A 15,704-nucleotide genomic window follows, 5' to 3' on the forward strand; every position below is an offset into this window, starting at 1 on the left:
ACATGACAGCATGACAGGAGATGCAGTCACAGGAGCGTCAATTCCCTTCCGGCATGACATCACCGGAATAAAGTAGTAGCGTCCACAGTGCTACACTACCGCAGTGTATAAATACAACGATTTGCGGACATCTTCGAACTACCCTCCGATTCACCTACTGTTACCAGAAAATTGACACTATTCCTATGAATGAGAATGCCAGTCTGCTGGCACTTTTTACCAGCAGTTTTCTTGCGGCAACGTTACTACCGGGAGGATCTGAAGCTGTGCTGGCTGGGGTGCTGGTTGCTTATCCCGATCTGTTCTGGCCAGCATTGAACATCGCCACGCTCGGTAATACGCTGGGGGGAATGAGTTCTTATGTGATTGGTCGTTTGCTGCCCGACGAACAGGCGCTGTCAGAGAAGATTGGTCGCCATGTTCACGGGCTGGAGTGGATACGCCGCCATGGGGCACCCGTGTTATTTCTGTCCTGGCTGCCACTGATCGGCGACATATTGTGCGTAGCCGCCGGATGGTTGCGGATCCACTGGGCCTCAGCAGCACTTTTCATTGCTGCAGGTAAATTTGCAAGATACTGGGTAATTGCTTTAGCAATCAGTTAGTACAATTGGTACACGGATCGGCTCATTGCCCGATCATTTCTCAAACAGCTTCTGCAATTCTCCATTCTGATACATTTCGGACATGATGTCCGACCCACCGATAAATTCCCCGTTGACATACAACTGGGGAATCGTAGGCCAGCTGGAATAATCCTTGATGCCCTGACGTATTTCCGGGTCAGCCAGCACATTTACTGCAAAAAAATCCTCAACCCCGCAAGCATTCAATATCCGTATCGCGTTGGCGGAAAAACCACACTGTGGTTGCTGCGGCGTACCTTTCATATATAAAACCACCGGGTGTGACGATACTTGTTTCTCAATAGAATCAACGACATCCATATTTTATCTTCTCCTTGAATTTTACAAAGCAGTCATATATTTCATAACCAACCGATATTCCAACTGACTCATCTCATACAAAAACTTCTTTCCTTTCATTTATTCATTTGAGTTTATGTATTCATAACAATTCACAAATCATGTCACAAATTCTTATCGGGACTCATTCATACTGTCCACCAGTTACCCTGTCTGTACCGGCAATATCCGGTCGGGTAAACAAGTGGGTAAAACCAGCTTTAGCCAGTAATTCGCGACAGACATCAGCCTGGTCATAGCCATGTTCCAGCATCAACCATCCGGATGGTTCAAGATAGCCCGGAGCTTGCGCAATGATTGTACGAATACAATCCAGACCGTTATCCTGAGCCACCAGTGCAGTCAACGGTTCGAAACGCAGATCCCCTTCCTCTAAATGCGGATCTCCTGCAGCGACATAGGGGGGATTGGCTACGATCACATCAAATTTTTCGCTGGTAAAACTGGAAAACCAGTCAGCCTCGATGAATACCACATTTTTTACAGCGTGCATTCTGGCATTCCTGCGGGCGACTGCCATTGCTCCGGGAGAAAAATCGACCGCCGTCACACAGGTACTGGCGCGATGCCTGGCGAGGGTAATCGCGATAGCTCCACTCCCGGTTCCCAGGTCGAGAACATTACATTTCCTGTCAGATGGTATTTTCGATAATGCCATCTCCACCAGCAGCTCCGTTTCAGGGCGTGGAATCAATACATCGGGCGTCACTTCAAATACCAGATCGTAAAATCCCCTTTCTCCTGTCAGGTATGCAACCGGCTCCCCGGCTATGCGCCTTGCAAGCATTTGCCGGAAATGGGCAACCTGATCCGTACTGAGTAACTGTTCAGCATGCGCGATCAGGAAAGCCGCATCTGTGTTCAATACACTTTGTAATATCCAACGTGCATCGACGCGATCAACGACATTTGCAGCTCTCTGCAAAAGCTCACCGATTGTAACGGATGCATCCGGGCTCTCCCGTGCCGGAACAAGCAAATCGTTTCCCCTCATTTCTCTGTCATGGCAGCCAGTTGGGCGGCTTGGTGCTCGGCAGCCAGGGCGGAACATAGTTCATCCAGCTCGCCATCGATAATCTGCTCGATTTTATAGAGTGTGAGATTGATCCTGTGATCAGTAATTCTGCCCTGCGGGAAATTATAGGTACGAATGCGCTCTGAACGTTCACCACTTCCCACGAGCGATTTTCGAGTAGCTGCCTGTTCAGCCTGCTGCGCACGTACCTGTTTGTCAAGGATACGGGCAATCAGAACACTCATCGCCTGCGCCTTGTTTTTATGCTGGGAGCGCCCCTCCTGGCATTCAGCCACGATTCCCGTCGGCAAATGGGTAATCCGCACAGCCGAATCCGTTTTGTTGATGTGCTGTCCTCCAGCCCCGGAAGCACGAAAGGTATCGATCCTCAAATCAGCCGGATTCAGAGTGATATCGGCAATTTCATCTGCTTCCGGCAGAACCGCAACGGTACAGGTCGAAGTATGTACACGTCCCTGTGTTTCAGTCGCCGGAACACGCTGTACACGATGTCCGCCCGACTCGAACTTGAGTCTGGAATAAGCACCGTGGCCAATGATTCGGACAATGATTTCCTTGTACCCGCCTACCTCGGAAGGATTCTGTGAAACGACTTCCACCTGCCATCCTTCCCGCTCCGCATAGCGACTGTACATGCGAAACAGATCGCCCGCAAACAGGGCGGACTCATCTCCTCCCGTACCTGCCCGTATTTCCAGAAAAATATTGCGCTCGTCATTCGGGTCCTTAGGCAACAACTGCCTGAGTATTTCGGTTTCGATATTTGTGAGTTTCCGCCTGTCTGCCTCGATTTCGGCTTCGGCAAAGTCACGAAACTGTGGATCTGAACTCATTTCCCTGGCTGTTGCCAAATCCTGTTCGACCTGTTGGTAGGTGCGATACAGCTCGGTTACCGGTTCGATTTCTGCCCGTTCACGCGAAAGCTTCCGGTAATTATCCAGATCCGCTGTGATTTTTTCGGTACTCAATAACTTGTCCAGTTCCCCCAGCCGCATACTCAGCCGGGTGAGCTGATCGATAATTCCCTTGTTCATTAAGAGTGATGCAACTGGTACAGCCGGTTGACGAGTTCGATAAGCTGTTCACGTTCATCATCAGTCGCATGATTCAGAACAGAAGAAGGAAGATGGAGGAATTTATTGGTCAATCCACTGCTGAGTGATTCCAATACCTTTTCAGGATCTTCTCCTTTTGCCAGCAGTTTGTGTGCACGGGCCAGCTCATGTCGGCGATATCGCTCTGCCTGATTACGCAGTGCCCGAATGGTTGGGACACTTTGCCGCGTGGCAACCCAGTGCATGAAATCGACGACATTGGATTCAATAATCGTCTCAGCCTGAGTCACCGCACCCTGACGATTATCCAACCCCTCTTTGACAATATCGGCCAGATCATCCACGTAATACAGAAACACATCATCCAATTCGGCCACTTCCGCTTCAACATCCCGCGGCACGGCCAGATCAACGATGAAAACCGGTCGATGTTTACGCTGCTTGATCGCCCGTTCCAGCATCCCTTTTCCAAGTATCGGCAACGGACTTGCCGTAGAAGTAACGACAATATCATGCAACGCCAACTGATCCGGCAGCTCACCCAGGGAGATAGGATGAGCATTGAAGCGCCGGGCCAGCGCCTCTGCCCGCTCTACCGTGCGATTGGCAACAGTTACATGCACAGGATGTCTGGCAACGAAATGGGCGGCACACAATTCGATCATTTCACCTGCACCGATGAACAACACTTTCTGCTCACTGATATTGCCGAAAATTCTCTCAGCCAGGCGTGCCGACGCGGCTGCCATTGAAACGGAACAAGCACCTATTTCTGTAGAAGTACGTACTTCCTTGGCGACAAAAAATGTGCGCTGAAACATTTTGTGCAACAACAGTCCCAAGGTTCCCGCCTGTTCAGCAGATTTTACGGCATTCTTCATCTGTCCCAGTATCTGCGGCTCACCCAAAACCATGGAATCCAGCCCACTGGCGACACGGAAGGCGTGCTTGACCGCCTGTTCCCGCAACAATCTGTAGAGATAAGGCTCCAGATCCCCGAACCGAAGGTGGTGAAAATCAGCCAGCCAGCCGACTGCCTTATCCGGCGTATCGGTATTACAATATATCTCAGTACGATTACACGTTGAGACAATAGCCGCCTCCTTGACGAGCTGGTGACCTACCAGATCATGCAGCGCATGCTGCATCGACTCTTCCGAAAAAGCTACATGCTCGCGTATGTCTAAAGGTGCAGTATGATGGTTGACACCAAAAGCAAAAAGTTGCATGAAAAGTATCCCGATGACGCCAATTCAAAATGGGTCAATTATAGCGGAAGTTGTACCGCCTCAATCAATGGAAGTTCCATGACCACACGCTGTACGACATACATCTCGGCTGCTCCATCTGCGGGAATCCAGCTTGACACCCAGGCAGCGACATTTCTACCATAGCAGTTTCTTCAGGGAGTCATTGTGTCAATCGAGTCAATCAGAAATGTTATCGCCAAAGATATGGGAGAGGTTGATAATGTTATCCAGCAAAAGCTTCATTCTCAGGTTGCACTAGTCCGACAGGTAAGTGAATATATCATTCACAGCGGCGGCAAAAGACTGCGGCCGGCATTGGTCATCCTGGCTGCAGGATTGTTCGATTACAAAGGCTTGCACCATCACAACCTGGCTGCGGTCGTCGAATTCATTCACACCGCGACACTCCTGCACGATGACGTGGTGGATGAATCCGAATTACGCCGCAGCCAGGCCACTGCCAATGCTTTATTTGGCAATGCCGCTAGTGTATTAGTAGGGGATTTTCTCTACTCGCGCGCTTTTCAGATGATGGTGGAAGTAGGCAACATGCGGGTCATGGAGGTGCTGGCCGATGCGACCAATACCATCGCCGAGGGTGAAGTGCTCCAGTTACTCAACTGTCGTGATCCGGATGTGGAAGAAGAAAACTACCTACAGGTCATCCGTTTCAAAACTGCCAAACTTTTTGAAGCTGCTGCTCGATTGGGAGCGATACTGGGAGGAGCCACTCCGGCCGAAGAGGAAGCATTGGCAGCCTATGGCATGCACCTCGGTACTGCATTCCAGCTGGTGGATGATTTGCTGGATTACTCAGGGAACGATCAGGATACGGGCAAGAATCTGGGAGATGATCTGGCGGAAGGAAAACCGACCCTGCCGCTGATATTTGCCATGCGCTCAGGCATACCTGAACAGGTAAATACCGTGCGCCATGCCATTGAAACCGGTGGGAAGGATGGGTTTGAACCAATACTCAAAATCATTCAGGAAAGTGGTGCACTCGATTACGCAAAGCAATGTGCCCAGAACGAAGCCAATATGGCCATTTCGGCAATCACTGCAATCCGCGATTCTATCTACAAGCAATGTTTGCTAGAATTGGCAGAATTTGCGATTACAAGAAATTATTAGCAGCATTTACTGAAATTATCGGCTTTGGCTGCCACCAATTTTAACAATACCGGATACTTTCTTGTAAACACCAATTCTCATTAAATCATTTCATTCGGGGTGTAGCTCAGCCTGGTAGAGTACTGCGTTCGGGACGCAGGAGCCGGAGGTTCAAATCCTCTCACCCCGACCAGATCATCCGGATAACCTCATATTTTCTGCTCAAGGTTTTCATATCGGCTAAAAGCCGTCCGGAACAAGCAGATTCTTCCCTGAATCGCTCTTCCCCCGGTACCAGGCATCTCACAACTCCGATACGCCATCCTACGGGACACGATTATCATTCGGACCGGGAGCAACGTGATCGCAACAGTACAGATCACGCAGGAATCAAACCAGAAGCATCTGCCGCACAAAACCTATTTTCCTGTTGCGTAAATAATGCTCTCGATCCCGGATCTGGCGCCAATATCCGGTTTATTTCGTGCAGCAAGTTTCTACCGGTCTACCCGGAATAGCGTTACAATCTTTTTGAGAGTTTGACAAATATCAAATTATAAGGTGCTGAAGTTGTATTTGGAAACTTCTCACCCTGGCCACCTTCCGTAGACAGACGGATATGGGATCAGAGCCCGGTAAAACGACACAGAAGCTGCCGGTGGTTTATCGACGCATCCAGAATTCCCGCAATATCCGCTGAAGAAATGTCACTTTCCCGAAACAAGGTGACTGTTATTAAACCATTTGACTGGAGGATATTGGAAATGGAAATTACCTGCTATCGCGATCCTGAAATCAGACGGGAAAAACGAACCCTGCCGGCGACCACTTACAACCTAGCTATCAAGCTACTTGCTCGCTGTGAAACAAAGCAATTATTCATACCCATCCGCAGCATGCAATATATGGCCATCGTCGATGCTGAAGAGTTCGTGTTTGTCGACAGTCAACGTAAATGCTGGATCGATATTGCCTGGCAGAATTTTCACTCGCACGAACGTGAAGCACTTAATCAGCCAATAGAATATGACGCTGTCTTTTACCGGGAAGATCAGACAGACATCATGCAGCGCCTGCAAATCGAATTTCCACTTGCTTTGAGTGCCATGATGGCGAAGCAAGCTCCCCACAAACTGGCAAAGGTAATCTCATTCCGGCAGAAGCCTCCGGCAGAGAATCCCAAGCAGTAACGAGAGTGAATGCAGGACAACCTCATAGAGAGGACCTGCAATTCACAAAAAGCACTCTGAGCCGATCTTATTCAGTATAGCCGCCGGATACAGTGAGCACTTGAGCCTGTTTTTATGACAGAAATACCCGCAATGAATGTATTCAGGAAAAGAATAAACCACCCGAAGGTGGTTTATTACGAGGTGTCGTGCCAGTTTTTACTGGCGGAGGATAGGGTAAAGACGGGTACTACTGCCTGAATCAACCCTGATAGAACCAGAAAAATATCCTGATCAGGATTCGTCGCTGAGATCAGTATCCCAGCCATTATTTTTTGCAACGGTTATTCTCTGTGAATAGAAAAAAGAATGACGTTGCTGCAATTCCGGTGGCAAGCGGCTGGGAAGATGTGCATAAGGTCCCCATGCAGCATAGACCTCCTCATAGAGATTTTGCATTTGAGACATACTCCAGCCCGTACACATCTCACTCTCGGGTAGGATACCAAAAACCCATGCATCGATCACGATACGCCCCAACGGAGTCAACCCTCCATCCTCATCCTGATCGACTCCCGAATAAACTTGTTCGCTCATAAACCTACCTGTAAGCAGCCTTAACGTGTCAACCCAGCATACAGCATTGGCAGCTTCTCTGGCAATCGCTCAACATGATCCACTACCATATAGTTTCGCATTCCAAATATCCTGGATACATATTGATCTGCACGAGGATCGAGACTCATACAATACGTCAGTATGCCTGAACGACCGGCTTCTTCTACAGCCTTCTTGGTATCGAACCGCAGATATTGCGGGTCACGCACGTCAACATCTGCCGGCTCCCCATCTGTAATCACGAGCAACAGCTTCTTGGCAGCACGCTGCAGTTTCAGGAAGTGGCTTGCATGACGTATGGCCGCCCCCATGCGCGTAGAAAGCTGACCGGTCATCCCCGCCAGCCTCATTTTGGGAACTTCATTGTAAGGCTGGTCAAAATCCTTGAACCGGTAGTATTCGACGTCATGCCGGCCATCTGAACAGAAACCATGTATCGCGAAAGGATCACCAATCCGGTTAATGGCATCTGCCAGTAACACGGTAGCCTGCCTGGTCAGATCCAGTACCGTAAACTCCTGGCCATTTACCTGATTATTGGTGGATTCTGACAAATCCAGCAGTACCATTACCGATATATCTCTTACCTTGCGTACCGCACGCATCATGACACGCGGATCCGGATGCTGTCCCATACGGATATCAACGAGCGAAGAAATCGCCGCATTGATATCGATTTCATCACCATCTTCCAGTTTACGAATCCTTTGCACCCCTTGCGGCTGCATTGCATCCAGCAGGAATTTCATGCGATGAATTTCCCGTTTATATTGGGCAGCGATCTCATCGATGATCTGAATATCTCCCGGCTTGGCACGCTTTTCCTGAACAGTTGACCATGCTGGTCGCTCCAGCTGAATCTGGTAGTCCCACTCCGCATAGTGGAAAGGTGAAGCAACCGGCTCTTTTCCTTCCAGCGTGTTGTAGGAAACGCCATAATCTTCGTAAGGAAACAATTCTGTTCCCAGCACCCATATTTCCTGGGCATCATCCCCGGCGGTCTCGACATCGAGCTCGTTAATGAATTCCATGACACTCACATGCTTGCGCACTTGTTTGAGTGGTTCATAACCGGCGGCAATGGATCGCTCGAAATCAAATTCCTCGAACTCCCAGAAATAGCGGTTATCATCCCGGTAAAGTGCTGTCAGCACATCCGTTCTTGGGTTGAACGGTATCTTCTTTGCCATGATTTCATGAGCAAGCTGCACCCCGATATCCCAGCATATCTGATTATCAGTCAAACGATCCTGCACTTGGGAAAACAGCAACCGTCCCTGAATCACCCATTCATCCGGATCGCTGTAATCGGGATCAATCAAGGCACGCGCAAGTCGATTGAGATAATCACCTATCGTCGTATTCATGTCAGCTGTTGCGATATGCAATGCCGACCAGGTATGTTGCAACCCCGGAAAACGACGAATGGACAAGGCTTCCACCCGCGCATCCTCAATCACTGAAATGACTGCCATCTGTAACGGATTCAGCGACTCGGCAGAGATCGGTTTTTTTGTTTCCACCAGATGTGCTGCTGCATGCGCAGCCGCTGCACGATAAACTTCACTGGCAGCAATATCACCGTAATTATCATAGGCATCAGGCAGATGGATGATGTAATCCTCGATGAACGGACGATAGCCTTCACGATTCTCAAAGTCACCTGATGTTGGCCGCATATAAAAATCACGCGCCCATAACGCACGCAGATAAATATTGATACGCCGCTGAATATCAACGAACAGTGTTCCCTTACGCTCCTTTCTGAGTACTGCATGGGATTCTTTGGAACTCAAACTGAAATACTGAAGTTGTGCTTCGTAATCCGTCCGGTGAGCATGCGCGCCCCATAACGCCCAGCGCCGCAACCCCCCCAGAGTAAGCTGGCTGAACAGCACCTCGAGGTTATCCAGCATAGGACGAACACCACGGGGAGCCTGCGCTGTAAATGTATTCAGAAATTGCAGGTAATTGCGGAACAACTCCGGATCGCCCAGTCTGCTGGCGGCTGTAACAGAGGTAGCAATGATTATTTCTATCACAGCACCCGAAGTTTTGGATGACAACATCAGACAGGTCGTTGCCAGATCACTGACAACATCGTCACCGACTTCTTTTACTACCAGAGGAATCTCATTGATCCAGACATCCACCAAAGTACGACCGCGCCCAAGCCCCTGCAGAGCAGAAGCACCCTTCAAATAATTATCTATCCCGCGCGGAGAAAGTGTCCTGATCGCATCAGACCAGGTATTCTCAAGCAATGACCTGGACTCGGCCTGCAGTGATTCCAGCAATTCACTATAATCTGTCAGATTCAAACTCATGGTGCACCCTGAAGAAAGTTAATACCGGATAAGTTAAATTCTCAGAAAAAAGTCGTTACTGCAGCATCGAGTGCATCACGCATATCCGGATCGTCAGTAATCGGACGAACCAGCGCCATACGACAAGCTGCATGAACATCTACACCTTTGGCGATCAGGTTACCGGCATAGATCAGCATACGTGTTGAAATTCCTTCATCCAGCCCATGACCTTTAAGATTACGTGCCCGCTCTGCAATGGAAACCAGTTTGTCAGCGATTGCCGAGTCTATCCCCGTCTCATGCGAAACGATCTCGGTTTCAATATCATGCTGAGGATAGTTGAAGTCCAGTGCACCAAAACGCTGCTTGGTGGACTGCTTCAGATCTTTCATCAGGCTCTGATAACCCGGATTGTATGAAATCACCAGTTGAAAATCGGGGTGCGCGCCAACCAGTTCCCCTTTCTTTTCCAGCGGCAGAACTCTGCGATTATCCGTCAGCGGGTGAATCACCACGGTTGTATCCTGCCGCGCTTCGACCACCTCATCCAGATAACAGATTGCGCCATGACGCGCAGCGGTGGTCAGTGGGCCATCCTGCCAGCGGGTGCCTTGCGCATCAAGCAGAAACCGACCGACCAGATCAGAAGCCGTCATATCTTCGTTGCATGCTACGGTAATCAATGGTTTGCCCAGTTTCCATGCCATGTACTCGACAAAGCGAGTTTTTCCGCATCCGGTAGGGCCTTTCAGCATCATGGGCATACGAACAGAATAGGCTGCTTCGTACAGTTTCACCTCATCCGCAACCGGACGGTAATATGGCTCATTCTTAACGAAATACTGCTCGATAACATCGCTCATTTTTTCTCCCGCTAAAGTACGATTTATTTAGTTATTAGGCAAAGTAAACCCCCCGCCACCTTGCAGCAACGGGGGGTTTGTTATCCAAAAAATCCCTTACTGCGTACTCAGATTGATTATCAGACTGTTTTTCCGCGGTAAATCACCATTGCGGTTCCCTGACTCTGGTTAAAATTGTTATAACCTATCAAGCGCACATGATTGTTGGGATTGGCCTTATGGCAAGCCTCAGCTTCGGCAAGGATACGATCTACATCAGTTTCCCCGAACATTGGCAACTTCCACATATACCAGTAATTACTCATCAGAAACTCCGGTTCAGTGTGCTCAACAGCCGGATTCCAACCTTTTTTCACTATATATTCAACCTGTTTTCTGATCTGATCCTGGTCCAGGGATGGCAGATAGGAAAACGTTTCAAACTTACGGCTGCCCGGATCACTCAAACGACTTTTGTAATCAATTACTTCTGACATGCATTAACTCCATATAGGTAATTATCCCCCTCGATGTATTTACACACGAGGAGGTCGTTGGTTTTACTTGTGAGCTACATCCAGTTTATCTACAGTATCAAACTCAAATTTGATTTCTTTCCATGTTTCCATGGCAATCTTGAGTTCGGGGCTGTGTTTTGCAGCCTCTGTCAGGATGGCTTTTCCTTCTTTCTCGATTGGTACACCACGGTTGCGTGCTTCCACACAAGCTTCCAGTGCCACACGATTAGCAGCAGCACCAGCAGCGTTACCCCATGGGTGACCTAAAGTACCGCCACCAAATTGCAGACAGGCATCATCACCAAAAATGGTTACCAGTGCAGGCATGTGCCAGACATGAATACCACCAGAAGCGACAGGTACGACGCCCGGCATGGAGCCCCAATCCTGGTCAAACATGATGCCACGTGAGCGATCTTCCTTGATGAAGCTGTCACGCATGATATCAATCCAGCCCAGTGTTGCTTCACGATCCCCTTCCAACTTACCGACCACGGTACCTGAGTGGAGGTGGTCACCACCAGACAGACGCAACATTTTTGCGAGAACACGGAAATGGATACCATGATGAGGATTACGGTCGATTACCGCGTGCATTGCACGGTGAATGTGCAACAGAATGCCGTTATCTCGACACCAGTTAGCCAAGCCAGTATTGGCACAAAATCCACCCGCAATATAGTCATGCATGATGATAGGCGCTTTGAGCTCTTTGGCATATTCAGCACGTTTAAACATTTCTTCCGGAGTCGGTGCAGTTACGTTCAGATAATGACCTTTACGCTCACCGGTTTCACGTTCTGCCTTATGGATTGCTTCCATGACAAAGTCAAAACGCTGACGCCATCTCATGAATGGTTGGCTGTTGACGTTTTCATCATCTTTTGTGAAGTCAAGACCACCACGCAGACATTCATATACGGCACGGCCATAGTTCTTGGCGGACAAACCCAGTTTCGGTTTGATGGTGCATCCCAGATAAGCGCGACCATACTTGTTGAGAATATCGCGTTCAACCTGAATACCATTAGGTGGACCACCACAGGTTTTCACATAAGCTATCGGGAAGCGAACGTCTTCCAGACGTAACGATCTGACAGCCTTGAATCCAAACACATTACCAGTCAGGGAAGTCAGTACGTTAACCACTGATCCTTCTTCAAACAGATCGATTGGATAAGCAATGAATGCATAAAAACTACTGTCATCACCAGGAACATCCTCAATGCGATACGAACGGCCTTTGTAATAATCCAGATCTGTCAGCAGATCGGTCCAAACCGTAGTCCAGGTTCCGGTTGAGGATTCTGCCGCTACAGCAGCTGCTGCTTCCTCACGATCCACACCAGGTTGCGGTACGATTTTGAAGCAAGCCAGAATATCCGTATCTTGAACGTTGTAATGGGGTTCCCAGTAGGTGTGCCGGTATTCTTTAACACCAGCGTTATAAGTCTTTGCTGACATTTACGTAATCTCCTTGTTAAATTCCCACCTTATCACCAGAAACCAAGGCAGGCATACAGCGTTAAAAAATCAATCTAAACTACGGAAACAACTATATCACGACAAAAATCATAAGTTAAAATTAATAATTATAATAGTTACTATATAATGTAGTTTATATATACCCATATATATCTGATTACGTATCGACTCACTATGCTGCATATCACCTTACATCAGCTGAAGATCTTCGAATCAGTAGCACGTCTCCTCAATTTCACACATGCTGCAGAAGAACTTCATTTGACTCAGCCGGCAGTTTCCATCCAGATCAAGCGGCTCGAAGAAATGGTTGCACTGCCCCTGTTTGAACAAATAGGCAAACGCGTCCATCTGACCGAAGCCGGCAAGGAACTTTTTCATTACAGCCGGGGTATTACGCGACAACTGGCCGATATGGAACTGGCACTCGATGAGCTGAAGGGGCTAGAACGAGGAAAATTGAGCATTTCGGTGGTTAGTACCGCCAACTATTTCGTGCCAAACCTGCTGGCCAGATTTTGCCAACGCTACCCTGGTATTACCATTAGCCTGCATGTTTCCAATCGCGAGAATGTACTCAAGCAGCTGTCGGACAATATCATGGATCTGGCAATTATGGGTCAGCCACCCGAGGGGCTGGATATTACTTCCGAGTCATTCATGGAAAATCCACTGGTCATCATCGCCCCCCCTGAACACCCTCTCTGTGGCCAGAAACAAATTCCGGTCAAACGACTGGAGCAGGAAATTTTTCTAGTCAGGGAACCCGGTTCCGGCACGAGAAACGCGATGGAGCGATTCTTTGCTCACGAAAAAATCAGTATCCAGAAAGGAATGGAAGCAGATACTGCAGAAGCCATCAAACAAGCCATACAAGCCGGAATGGGGCTGGGAATCATGTCACTCCATACCATCAGATTGGAGCTTGAGGCCGGACGCTTAAAGATTCTTGATATTCAGGGGCTTCCAATCATGCGGTACTGGAATGTCGTCCACCAGAAGAACAAACGCCTCTCCAATATTTCCAGTGTGTTCAAACAATTTTTGCTGAATGAAGCGGCTGATCTCGTAGCACTCGAATACCCGCACCGCAATACCACATGACCCAGACAAACCGATTAACCCCCGAACCGCAGTATTTCTCATCAAATGAACAAGCCAGGACTTCCAGCTGCTTAACCTTGCAACATATCCAGCCCCCCGGATGCATCCCTGCACGCAACACTCTGAATACGGTCATCCTGCCTCGCAGATCACACAACTGACAGATATTAGATATCGACGGTTGGAATCAGTCTGTGCGGAAAACAACTGTCCAATCAAAAATGCCGTGACAACATAATCAAAAATTCGCTCAAGTTTCTATCTGGCAAACCGTTTACTGCAAAGCCGGATTCTGGATTCAGCAAGTAGCGCGGGTAAAGGCAAGTTTGATATTTGATTTGTGAAGGGAGTGTTCTTGCCTTGGCAGGGAACATGATCTCCTCACAGAAAAAGCAGCCATGAACACTTGAGCACACGATAAAACTATATTTAAGGAGATGAAGCAATGACAGATAAAAATCTCAGATTTCTGGTAGTAGACGATTTTTCAACCATGCGCAGAATTATTCGCAACCTGCTCAAAGAGCTTGGTTTCAACAATGTCGAAGAAGCAGAAGATGGCGCCATGGCATTGAAAAAATTGCGTGATGGTGGTTTTGATTTCGTGGTTTCCGACTGGAATATGCCGAATATGGACGGGCTGACCATGCTACAAAACGTCCGGGCAGATGATGCATTGAAAGATATACCCGTATTGATGGTTACCGCTGAGGCAAAAAAGGAAAACATCATTGCTGCTGCCCAGGCCGGAGCAAGCGGATATATCGTAAAGCCTTTTACAGCGGCTACCCTGGATGAGAAACTGAACAAAATTCTCCAGAATATGGCAGTGCACGCGTAAGCTGCGCTCTCTTTTCAACCAACTAACAAGTATCGGCCACTAAAAATGAATAACAGCTTTGATACTGACAAAAAAACCATCGACCACCCGGGACAACTTGCCCGGGTGTTGCACAATTGCCTGTCTGAGCTTGGCTATGACTGGCGCTTGCGACAGGCAAGCCATGGAATATCCAACAGTAAGGATGGGTTGAACTATATCGCCAGCAAAACGACACAAGCTGCCGAATGTTCTCTGCTAGCAGTAGAAAACGCCAGGCCCATCCTGAATAACCTGTCAGCAGATGCTGCTAATTTACATAAATTATGGTGCCAGATACCAGAGACGACAGCAGCCATTATTGCCAATCAGCCGACCCTGAATAATGCGCTCAAGCAAACACTCGATTTCCTGAACAATGTCTCCAGTCAGGCAGCCTCTACTCAAGCCTGCCTCACGGAAATCATGATTGCACAGAACTTTCATGATCTGACCGGCCAAGTCATTCAGAACATTTCCCGAACGATTGAAACAGTTGAACAAGAAATGCTGCAACTACTGGCAAACGATTCAGCTAACGAAGAAAAGGAGATTAAATTGGATAATGGTTTACTGAACGGGCCAGTCGTCAATCCACAAAAGCAGGATGACGTATATGTCAACCAAGCTCAGGCTGATAATCTGATGACCAAACTGGGTCTCTGAAAAATGGTCTGACGGTAGAAACTGCCAGCCAGCATATATAAATAACGTTATAGCAAAAACTTTTATTTATCGTAAAACGTAACTATCCCCGTATCCACATCATACATGCCACCTACCAGAGCAACCTTACCATTGCCGAGCATCTCTGCAATCACCTGACTCCGTTTAGGAATTTCATTTATTACATAATGCACATTCAAGCGCGCGACATTCTCCATAAACTCGGGATCTGAAATATCAGAAATATTTTTTCCAGATAATTCTGCATCCACAACCGGTTGCAGCTTATCCAGCAAAGCAGTCAGATTACCCAGTTTAATACCGTGACACACTCCCTGGACTGCACCGCACTTGGTATGACCCAGTATCACGATGACCTTTGAACCTGCGATATGACAGGCAAACTCCATACTTCCCAGGATATCTTCATTCAGAATATTACCTGCTATCCTGCAACTGAAAATATCTCCCAATCCCTGGTCAAATATCAACTCAGCCGAAGTACGAGAATCGATACAGCTCAGAATCACAGCAAACGGAAATTGCCCTTCGGATGTTTCATTCACCTGCTGCAGCAAGTTCCGGTTCAGCTTCAGATTGCTCACAAAACGCTGATTACCATCTTTCAACAGCTGTATCGCCTGCTCAGGCGACAAATGTGCCTGCATTTCCCTGGTAAGCGTTCTCATATTGA

Annotated in this window: 16 protein-coding genes and 1 tRNA gene; 7 read left to right on the plus strand and 10 right to left on the minus strand. The window is 48.2% G+C overall.

The genetic code is table 11. The annotated features are described in order from the left end of the window. The first annotated feature begins 185 nt into the window (after nucleotides 1–185). Nucleotides 186–605 carry a YqaA family protein gene (locus HRU73_RS07920; RefSeq protein WP_041356812.1) on the plus strand — a complete coding sequence of 140 codons (420 nt, stop codon included), beginning with the start codon at nucleotides 186–188 and terminating at the stop codon, nucleotides 603–605. A gap of 33 nt (nucleotides 606–638) precedes the next feature. On the opposite strand, the gene grxD is transcribed toward HRU73_RS07920, so the two are convergent. The 4 genes from grxD to hemA all read right to left on the minus strand — a co-directional run bounded on the left by grxD (nucleotide 639) and on the right by hemA (nucleotide 4,306). Further along, entirely contained in the window at nucleotides 639–947 is a 309-nt protein-coding gene (gene grxD / locus HRU73_RS07925; RefSeq protein ID WP_011112448.1) for a Grx4 family monothiol glutaredoxin, read from the minus strand. Between the two features lie 163 nt (nucleotides 948–1,110). Beyond that, nucleotides 1,111–1,980, minus strand: coding sequence for a peptide chain release factor N(5)-glutamine methyltransferase (gene prmC, locus HRU73_RS07930; protein ID WP_011112449.1), 870 nt, complete (start codon nucleotides 1,978–1,980; stop codon nucleotides 1,111–1,113). Beyond that, nucleotides 1,977–3,056: a peptide chain release factor 1 gene (prfA, locus tag HRU73_RS07935; RefSeq protein WP_011112450.1), complete on the minus strand. Its 1,080-nt coding sequence runs from the start codon at nucleotides 3,054–3,056 to the stop codon at nucleotides 1,977–1,979. Before prfA ends, prmC begins: the two co-directional genes overlap by 4 nt. Next, the gene (gene hemA, locus HRU73_RS07940; protein ID WP_011112451.1) at nucleotides 3,056–4,306 is read right to left on the minus strand and encodes a glutamyl-tRNA reductase; all 1,251 of its coding nucleotides are present in this window, start codon (nucleotides 4,304–4,306) and stop codon (nucleotides 3,056–3,058) included. The genes prfA and hemA overlap by 1 nt, the downstream gene beginning before the upstream one ends. Before the next feature lie 186 nt (nucleotides 4,307–4,492). On the opposite strand from hemA, the gene ispB reads away from it, so the two are divergent. The 3 genes from ispB (at nucleotide 4,493) to HRU73_RS07955 (ending at nucleotide 6,630) form a co-directional block, all read left to right on the plus strand. After that, nucleotides 4,493–5,461 carry an octaprenyl diphosphate synthase gene (ispB, locus tag HRU73_RS07945; protein WP_287398350.1) on the plus strand — a complete coding sequence of 323 codons (969 nt, stop codon included), beginning with the start codon at nucleotides 4,493–4,495 and terminating at the stop codon, nucleotides 5,459–5,461. Between the two features lie 95 nt (nucleotides 5,462–5,556). Beyond that, nucleotides 5,557–5,633: transfer RNA gene (locus HRU73_RS07950), tRNA-Pro, on the plus strand. A gap of 571 nt (nucleotides 5,634–6,204) precedes the next feature. Next, nucleotides 6,205–6,630: a hypothetical protein gene (locus HRU73_RS07955; RefSeq protein ID WP_011112453.1), complete on the plus strand. Its 426-nt coding sequence runs from the start codon at nucleotides 6,205–6,207 to the stop codon at nucleotides 6,628–6,630. A gap of 273 nt (nucleotides 6,631–6,903) precedes the next feature. On the opposite strand, the gene HRU73_RS07960 is transcribed toward HRU73_RS07955, so the two are convergent. From HRU73_RS07960 to HRU73_RS07980, 5 genes are all read right to left on the minus strand, one after another. After that, nucleotides 6,904–7,206 carry a hypothetical protein gene (locus HRU73_RS07960; protein ID WP_011112454.1) on the minus strand — a complete coding sequence of 101 codons (303 nt, stop codon included), beginning with the start codon at nucleotides 7,204–7,206 and terminating at the stop codon, nucleotides 6,904–6,906. 20 nt (nucleotides 7,207–7,226) lie between these two features. After that, entirely contained in the window at nucleotides 7,227–9,554 is a 2,328-nt protein-coding gene (locus HRU73_RS07965) for a nitric oxide reductase activation protein NorD (RefSeq protein WP_011112455.1), read from the minus strand. A gap of 41 nt (nucleotides 9,555–9,595) precedes the next feature. Continuing rightward, nucleotides 9,596–10,399, minus strand: coding sequence for a CbbQ/NirQ/NorQ/GpvN family protein (locus HRU73_RS07970; RefSeq protein WP_287398351.1), 804 nt, complete (start codon nucleotides 10,397–10,399; stop codon nucleotides 9,596–9,598). 119 nt (nucleotides 10,400–10,518) lie between these two features. Continuing rightward, nucleotides 10,519–10,875, minus strand: a complete 357-nt coding sequence (locus tag HRU73_RS07975; protein WP_011112457.1) for a ribulose bisphosphate carboxylase small subunit — start codon at nucleotides 10,873–10,875, stop codon at nucleotides 10,519–10,521. A gap of 63 nt (nucleotides 10,876–10,938) precedes the next feature. After that, nucleotides 10,939–12,360, minus strand: a complete 1,422-nt coding sequence (locus HRU73_RS07980) for a form I ribulose bisphosphate carboxylase large subunit (RefSeq protein ID WP_011112458.1) — start codon at nucleotides 12,358–12,360, stop codon at nucleotides 10,939–10,941. Nucleotides 12,361–12,555: 195 nt separating this feature from the next. Here HRU73_RS07980 and HRU73_RS07985 point away from each other — a divergent pair, with 195 nt between their 5' ends. From HRU73_RS07985 to HRU73_RS07995, 3 genes are all read left to right on the plus strand, one after another. Next, nucleotides 12,556–13,485 carry a LysR family transcriptional regulator gene (locus HRU73_RS07985; protein WP_276677362.1) on the plus strand — a complete coding sequence of 310 codons (930 nt, stop codon included), beginning with the start codon at nucleotides 12,556–12,558 and terminating at the stop codon, nucleotides 13,483–13,485. A 445-nt stretch (nucleotides 13,486–13,930) separates the two neighbouring features. Beyond that, nucleotides 13,931–14,326 carry a chemotaxis response regulator CheY gene (gene cheY, locus HRU73_RS07990; protein WP_011112460.1) on the plus strand — a complete coding sequence of 132 codons (396 nt, stop codon included), beginning with the start codon at nucleotides 13,931–13,933 and terminating at the stop codon, nucleotides 14,324–14,326. Nucleotides 14,327–14,371: 45 nt separating this feature from the next. Beyond that, the gene (locus HRU73_RS07995; protein ID WP_287398352.1) at nucleotides 14,372–15,010 is read left to right on the plus strand and encodes a protein phosphatase CheZ; all 639 of its coding nucleotides are present in this window, start codon (nucleotides 14,372–14,374) and stop codon (nucleotides 15,008–15,010) included. A 62-nt stretch (nucleotides 15,011–15,072) separates the two neighbouring features. Here HRU73_RS07995 and HRU73_RS08000 read toward each other — a convergent pair whose 3' ends face one another. After that, nucleotides 15,073–15,699 (minus strand): carbonic anhydrase family protein, encoded by a 627-nt coding sequence (locus tag HRU73_RS08000; RefSeq protein WP_011112462.1) that lies wholly within the window; start codon nucleotides 15,697–15,699, stop codon nucleotides 15,073–15,075. Nucleotides 15,700–15,704: the final 5 nt, after the last annotated feature.

The sequence above is a fragment of the Nitrosomonas sp. H1_AOB3 genome (assembly GCF_015709435.1).
Classification (GTDB): Bacteria; Pseudomonadota; Gammaproteobacteria; order Burkholderiales; family Nitrosomonadaceae; genus Nitrosomonas; species Nitrosomonas europaea.

Excerpts from the sequence above, each read along its gene's own strand:
- HRU73_RS07920 (WP_041356812.1), top strand. The coding sequence starts at position 186 with ATGAATGAGAATGCCAGTCTGCTGGCACTTTTTACCAGCAGTTTTCTT.
- grxD (WP_011112448.1), bottom strand. The coding sequence starts at position 947 with ATGGATGTCGTTGATTCTATTGAGAAACAAGTATCGTCACACCCGGTG.
- prmC (WP_011112449.1), bottom strand. The coding sequence starts at position 1,980 with ATGAGGGGAAACGATTTGCTTGTTCCGGCACGGGAGAGCCCGGATGCA.
- prfA (WP_011112450.1), bottom strand. The coding sequence starts at position 3,056 with ATGAACAAGGGAATTATCGATCAGCTCACCCGGCTGAGTATGCGGCTG.
- hemA (WP_011112451.1), bottom strand. The coding sequence starts at position 4,306 with ATGCAACTTTTTGCTTTTGGTGTCAACCATCATACTGCACCTTTAGAC.
- HRU73_RS07955 (WP_011112453.1), top strand. The coding sequence starts at position 6,205 with ATGGAAATTACCTGCTATCGCGATCCTGAAATCAGACGGGAAAAACGA.
- HRU73_RS07960 (WP_011112454.1), bottom strand. The coding sequence starts at position 7,206 with ATGAGCGAACAAGTTTATTCGGGAGTCGATCAGGATGAGGATGGAGGG.
- HRU73_RS07965 (WP_011112455.1), bottom strand. The coding sequence starts at position 9,554 with ATGAGTTTGAATCTGACAGATTATAGTGAATTGCTGGAATCACTGCAG.
- HRU73_RS07970 (WP_287398351.1), bottom strand. The coding sequence starts at position 10,399 with ATGAGCGATGTTATCGAGCAGTATTTCGTTAAGAATGAGCCATATTAC.
- HRU73_RS07975 (WP_011112457.1), bottom strand. The coding sequence starts at position 10,875 with ATGTCAGAAGTAATTGATTACAAAAGTCGTTTGAGTGATCCGGGCAGC.
- HRU73_RS07980 (WP_011112458.1), bottom strand. The coding sequence starts at position 12,360 with ATGTCAGCAAAGACTTATAACGCTGGTGTTAAAGAATACCGGCACACC.
- HRU73_RS07985 (WP_276677362.1), top strand. The coding sequence starts at position 12,556 with ATGCTGCATATCACCTTACATCAGCTGAAGATCTTCGAATCAGTAGCA.
- cheY (WP_011112460.1), top strand. The coding sequence starts at position 13,931 with ATGACAGATAAAAATCTCAGATTTCTGGTAGTAGACGATTTTTCAACC.
- HRU73_RS07995 (WP_287398352.1), top strand. The coding sequence starts at position 14,372 with ATGAATAACAGCTTTGATACTGACAAAAAAACCATCGACCACCCGGGA.
- HRU73_RS08000 (WP_011112462.1), bottom strand. The coding sequence starts at position 15,699 with ATGAGAACGCTTACCAGGGAAATGCAGGCACATTTGTCGCCTGAGCAG.